Below are 384 nucleotides of genomic sequence, written 5' to 3' on the forward strand. Positions count from 1 at the left end.
GTCCTTCACGTAATAGCCGAACACGGTGGCGCCGGAGGACGTGCGGCGCGCGGCGTTGCGCACCAGGTTGCTGAGCCCGTGGCCGTAGAAGATGTTGTCGCCCAGGATGAGCGACACCGGGTCCTTGCCCACGAAGTCGCGGCCGATGATGAACGCCTGGGCAAGGCCCTCGGGCCGGGGCTGCTCGGCGTACTCGAAGCGCATGCCCCACTGCGAGCCATCCCCCAACAGCTCCCGGAAGCGCGGCAGGTCCTGCGGCGTGGAGATGATGAGCACGTCGCGGATGCCCGCCAGCATCAGCGTGCTGAGCGGGTAGTAGATCATCGGCTTGTCGTGCACCGGGAGCAGCTGCTTGCTGACCACGCGGGTCAGCGGATACAGCCG

General features: G+C 67.4%; 1 protein-coding gene. It reads right to left on the minus strand.

Features of this window, described 5'->3' with window-relative positions; all coding sequences use genetic code 11:
* Positions 1-384, minus strand: a 384-nt coding sequence (locus tag D7V93_RS44310) for a sugar nucleotidyltransferase (RefSeq protein WP_158623997.1), incomplete at both ends; no start/stop codon positions are given.

This window comes from Corallococcus llansteffanensis, assembly GCF_003612055.1.
Lineage (GTDB): Bacteria > Myxococcota > Myxococcia > Myxococcales > Myxococcaceae > Corallococcus > Corallococcus llansteffanensis.